2 protein-coding genes and 2 pseudogenes are annotated in these 5,233 nt (G+C 50.1%); 1 reads left to right on the top strand and 3 read right to left on the bottom strand.

All coding sequences use genetic code 11. From position 1 onward, the window contains the following. Positions 1-15: 15 nt before the first annotated feature. Positions 16-747, top strand: a pseudogene (locus tag F0Q32_RS25745) (SDR family oxidoreductase); the annotation flags it as partial. 91 nt (positions 748-838) lie between these two features. Here F0Q32_RS25745 and F0Q32_RS25750 read toward each other — a convergent pair. The 3 genes and pseudogenes from F0Q32_RS25750 to F0Q32_RS25760 all read right to left on the bottom strand — a co-directional run bounded on the left by F0Q32_RS25750 (position 839) and on the right by F0Q32_RS25760 (position 5,073). Further along, a complete protein-coding gene (locus tag F0Q32_RS25750; protein ID WP_014386481.1) occupies positions 839-1,483 on the bottom strand; it encodes a quinolone resistance pentapeptide repeat protein QnrB1 in 645 nt (214 codons plus the stop codon). A 95-nt stretch (positions 1,484-1,578) separates the two neighbouring features. Then, positions 1,579-1,980, bottom strand: a pseudogene (locus tag F0Q32_RS25755) (helix-turn-helix domain-containing protein); the annotation flags it as partial. Positions 1,981-2,055: 75 nt separating this feature from the next. Continuing rightward, positions 2,056-5,073 (bottom strand): Tn3-like element IS3000 family transposase, encoded by a 3,018-nt coding sequence (locus F0Q32_RS25760; protein ID WP_004199413.1) that lies wholly within the window; start codon positions 5,071-5,073, stop codon positions 2,056-2,058. Between the last annotated feature and the right edge of the window lie 160 nt (positions 5,074-5,233).

The following is a 5,233-nucleotide window of genomic DNA, read 5'->3' on the forward strand; positions in this document are numbered from 1 at the left end:
TAACTTTGCAACAGTGCCTTAATTACCGGTGGGGATTCAGGGATTGGTCGTGCTGTTGCTATTGCCTATGCTCGTGAAGGCGCTGATGTTGCGATTAACTATTTACCTGAAGAAGAAGACGATGCGCGTGAAGTGGTCGATCTGATAAAAAAAGCAGGCAGAAATGTTTTGGCCATCCCCGGAGATATCCGTGATGAGGCTTTTTGCGGTCATCTGGTAACACAGGCGGTAAAAGGACTGGGAGGGTTGGATATCCTCGTCAATAATGCGGGTCGTCAGCAATTTTGTGAGTCAATTGAGGAACTCACCACAGAAGACTTCGACGCAACATTCAAAACCAATGTTTACGCTATGTTTTGGATCACCAAAGCGGCCATACCCCATCTTTCACCAGACAGCGTGATAATTAATACCTCCTCCGTACAGGCTTATGAGCCAAGTGAAATCTTGCTTGATTATGCTCAGACTAAAGCAGCTATCGTGGCATTTACTAAATCGCTGGCGAAACAGCTGGCCCCGAAAGGGATCCGTGTCAATGCCGTCGCGCCGGGTCCATACTGGACTGTACTGCAGTGCTGTGGTGGTCAACCGCAGGAAAAGGTGGAGAAATTTGGGGCAAATGCGCCGCTGGGACGCCCTGGTCAACCGGTGGAAATCGCGCCGCTTTATGTCACCCTGGCCGCTCGGGAGAACAGCTATACGTCTGGTCAGGTCTGGTGTTCTGATGGGGGGACCGGAACCCTCTAACGTTTACGATCTGTGCGTCGAAAGTGACTTTTAAGGCAAGGGCGGACACTATTGTATAAGGGCGGGAGCGGTACTTACCGCTCCGTGAATGCTAACCAATCACCGCGATGCCAAGTCGCTCCATGAGCAACGATGCCTGGTAGTTGTCCAACTTAACGCCTTGTAAATCAACGCCCCGAATATCTAAGTCACCCAACTCCGAATTGGTCAGATCGCAATGTGTGAAGTTTGCTGCTCGCCAGTCGAAAGTCGAAAACTCGCCGCCGGAGAGATCTGAACCACTGAACGTCGCGCCCAGTACCTGGGCACCTATCCAACGGTTTTCCCACAGCTCACACTTTTCCAACACGACTTTCGAAAAATTGGCGTAGCTTAGATTGGTATTCGTGATATATGCGCTACAAAACCAGGTGCGCGTGGTGATCATATTCATAAAGCTTGCGCCGCGGAAATCTGCGCCTTGTGCGCGGCAGTGGCGAATTTCAATGCCCAGCGCACTGGAATTGCGAAAATCCGCCATGGATAAATCACAGCTTTTAAAAATGGCATCTTTCAGCATCGCACGACTAAAATTGCACCCTTTCTGGCTTTCACGATCATAGAACTGACAGCCGATAAATTCAGTGCCGCTCAGGTCGGCACCTGAAAAATCACAGTTAAAAAATGTACTATTTTCAATTTTCTCACCGGTGAAACGGTTTCTGTCAATTTTTTCGCCAACGAGTGCCAGAGCCATATTTGTACCTGTTTTTTTTATACAGTAATGGCGTCATGGTAAACCCTGATGAGGTTATGCGTCAAATCCGCCAATATGACATCTGCAAATGTGCGTTAAATCTGGTGTTTTTTCAGCAAAGCGCGAAGCTGATGGTAAGTCAGACCCAGTAATTCAGCGGCTTTTTTCTGGTTAAATTTTGCCTGCTGTAAGCTGGTTTGTAGAAAGTCTTTCTCTTGCTGCTGCTGGAATTCACGCAGATCCAGCGGTAACCCTACAGACATCGGTTTAGTTTCCGGCGCCTGCGGCTGAGTAGTGTGGCGGCGGAAGGGGTCAATGATTATCTCATCCAGCGGGTAATCACTGGTTCCATGCCGGTAAACGGATCGCTCCACGACGTTTTTCAGTTCACGAATATTGCCCGGCCAACGGTAGTGGAGGAGAGTTTCTCTGGCCTCGGCACTAAAACCCGGAAACAGAGGTAATCCGATCTCGCGGCACATCTGAATGGCAAAATGGGGTTCTAGGGATTTTCCGTCCAAAAACGACAAAGTGCTCTGGAGGCCGCGCCGTCCGTGGCCTCCAGAGGGGTATTACTTTTCGCTGACGGGTAAATATCCCTCGATTGAGCGCATAAGCTCCTCCAGATCTGGCAATTTTTCGCTCAATTCGAAGTGGTAAGTCCCCTTGAGGTTAATGTTGTGCCAGGCCACAGGGGATGCCTGTTTGACGATATCTATTCTCTTGGTATCTCCTTGGTATTCGAAGCTGGTCAACAGCTGGCTGAGTATCCTGGAGTTGAAGTAAACGATGGCATTGGTGACCAGGCGAGCGCACTCATTCCATAGCTGGATTTCTTCGTCTGAACTGCCCCGGAACTGATCCCCATTGACGCTGCTCACGGCCCGACGCAGTTGGTGATAGGCCTCTCCCCGGTTCAGCGCGCGCTGAACATAGTTTCTTAAACTGGCATCATCGATGTAGCACAGTAGATAATTCGCTTTCACCAGGCGATTGTATTCCGTCAGGGCTTCCAGCAGCGGGTGATTGCGCTTGTACTCCGAGAGCTTTCTCACCAAGGTGGCTTGCGTTGTTTTCCGCTGCTTAAGTGATACTGCAATCCGTTGGATGGTATCCCAGTGCTGCGCAATACGATGGGTATTGATTGGCTTTTTTAAGCACAGCTGAATTCGGTGTTCTTTGTCTTCCTTGACATCAAACATGTCATTGATCACTTTGCCAACCTGGGCATAGCGTGGGGCAAACTGGTATCCGAACAGATCCAGTAACGCGAAGTTCACATGGTTCACCCCATGGGTATCGGTTGAGAGCACATCCGGAATGATGTCTGACGTATTGCTCATCAACAAATCAAAGATGTAGTGCGATTCATGTTCGTTGGCGCCGATCACTCTGGCGTTGATCGCAGCGTGATTGGCGATCAAGGTCATGGCAGAAACACCTTTTTGAGTGCCAAAGTACTTCGACGAATAACGGGTTTTGAAGGTCTCGCGCCGGGCTTCGAACTTTTGACCATCGGCACTGGCGTGGATCACATCTTCCTGGATGTTGTAGTACCGGAAGATGGGTAGCTTGGCTGTCGCGTTATTGATGTTGTCGTTAGCAGCATTCAATGTTTCCAGGCGAAGATAGTTCGCCTGGATAGTGCTGAGCTGATCATAGGTACGATCAGAGATCTGTGCCATGCCGTAAATGCCTTGATTGGTTGCATTGCCGACCAGAATTGCCAACAGGTCATATTCATGGGAACGGCTTCTGGATTGGGAACCCAGCACATGAGCGAAGCAGTCAATGAAACCGGTGTCACGATCAACCATGCGCAGTACATCCGCAATCCCCGTTGTGGGAATTTGCTGGAAGAAGGGATTGTTGACCAGATGATGTTTGCTGGCCGAAGGCAGGCGCCAGAAGCGTTTACCCTGCGGATTACGCAAGATGATATTCCGGTTGTCTTCCTGTTCAAGATATTCGCCGACTTCGTACAAACGGGTATCCAATTCCATGGCCATCTGTTTGATCAGCTTTTCAGGCTCCTCCGCTAATTTTGTAAAATGGCTCTGTTGAAGCAGCGTATATTTGTTTTTTCGCCAATGTTCCCCGTCGATCAGGTCGGCGTCGAGTGCCCGGTATTTAGTGATATCAGGCAGCGTCAGCTGGCCATTCAGGCGATCAGGAATCTGTTGATAGAGGAACCACTCATAACGATCGATCAGGATATTCCCTTCACCATCCAGCAGGAATTCACGTGATTTTTTGGAAAGGAGTCTGGTGTCGGCAGTTTGCAACTGAGCGTCCTGGCCGTTGAGTTCGTTTTGTGTTTTCGCCAAGGCGGCCGCTAAGTGCTGGGTGCCGTCGCAGCCTTCGAAGCGCAGACATAGGAACAACTCTCGCAGCAAACCTTTCCGCAGACTTTCTTTCTCGTCGCAGTACTGCCACATGGCTTCATCGACCGATCGTCGCTGCTCGTTCAGGAAGAGACATACAGATTCCAGATCCCTTTTGGTCAGCAGGCTCAGTGCTTGCTGTCTTACTGTTGCAAACGGTAGTTGCAGATCAATGCTGTCATCAATGAACAGGTGCAGTACTTCAGCTGCCTTGCTGACATTTTTAGCTGCTTTTTGCCAATCCTTAAACACCGCTTCCTGCGCATAATCCTTTGCCTTCTGTTTGGTCTGTCTGACATGATGCACAAAGCCATCGGCAATACGTTCCAGCGCTTGCTGCCATCGCGTTTGAAGATAGCACAATAAATACAGCCATTGGCTGCCTACGGTTTGACGTTTCAGTTTGGCACCGTAGTAGTCGACTTTCTCTGCCAGGTGTTGCAGATTTTTCTGCGACAGTGATAGCGTGCTCAACAGCAGATCCACTTCCGGCATCCAATGCTGGATATGGCGATAGACAATCAGTTCTTTCTCCAACTCGGTTCCGGTGAAGTTACGAGCCGATTGTCGCAACTGTCGGAACGGCAGTGGACCTGTGCCGTTCACGAGCTCCGCCAGTGCTTGCTTAAGACCGCGTGACATTGCACGCTCAAGGTGCGCGGCCATGTGTTCCTGTTCGTCTCCCACCACCTGACTGATGATCTTTTGCAGCGTGCTGTAGGCAGGGATTGCGATCTTCTGCCCCGAACAATATTCATTGGCCGCATCGAAGAGGTGCCTAGGCGCTGTCCAGGCTCTGGCTTGCTGGGATAAGTAATCTCTCAACGCCGCTCCATGGTCTTTGACATTCCAGCGCTGGTAGTTGCAGAGCTGGAAAACACGTTGGTAAATCCGTTCGTTCTCTTTTGGCGTGAGATTAAAGGGTCTACAGCCTGGGCCTGGTAGAACGGTTTGATAAACGTATTTGAGGTCCTGCTTGATCTGATGAAAGCCGGGATTCAGCACCACCGGCTTGGCTTTGAAATAGCCCAGCAGTACCACCAGCATGTAACGCTGGCCCCGATGACGGAGGCTTTTAGCGATCGCCAGTTCCTTATCGTTCAGCGAGAAAAAGAAGCGTTGGTCGGCGGAGGTGAAAGCGGGGGGTCCATATAACTCATCTTGTTCTGCCTCGGACAAGATTTGGACACGTTCTTCGAATGCCATGGATTTAGCCCAAAAAGACTAAATCTTACTCAAACAGAGCCCAAATAGGGATCTCGAAAAAAGTAATACCCCTCTGGAGGCCACAGACGGCGGGGCCTCCAGAGCACTTTGTCGTTTTTGGACGGAAAATCCCTAGAACCCCTGAAATGGAAAAACGGCT

It is taken from the genome of Pseudocitrobacter sp. 73 (genome assembly GCF_008369545.1).
In the GTDB taxonomy this organism is placed as follows: domain Bacteria; phylum Pseudomonadota; class Gammaproteobacteria; order Enterobacterales; family Enterobacteriaceae; genus Pseudocitrobacter; species Pseudocitrobacter vendiensis.